Annotated in this window: 1 protein-coding gene; it reads left to right on the top strand. The window is 58.3% G+C overall.

Annotated features, from left to right (window positions below; all coding sequences use genetic code 11):
• On the top strand, positions 1-271 hold a 271-nt coding region (locus tag ACZ3HG_RS23765), incomplete at both ends, for a hypothetical protein (protein ID WP_465334840.1).

Genomic DNA, 271 nt, shown 5'->3' with positions numbered 1-271 from the left:
ATACCAAGCGGTACGGCGAGCGATCGACCGCCTTCGACAAGATCATCAGTGCCACGCACGACCATTTCTGGGATCCGCTCGACAAGAAGTACATCGACTTCGACGCGCCCTACGACATCACGAAAGACTACATCGTCAATCCGAACCTGAACGGCGATCTGAAGACCGCGATCGGCGACAAGCTGGACGAAGGCCAGAAGGTCAAGCTCGCGAACCTCGACACGCTGTGGTCGATGTCGTCGATCCTGCACGGTGAACAGGGCGCGCTGTC

It is taken from the genome of Erwinia sp. PME.40.26/001, from assembly GCF_055556675.1.
The sequence above is the reverse complement of the archived record's forward strand: the minus strand, read 5'-3'. Positions and strand labels throughout refer to the sequence as shown.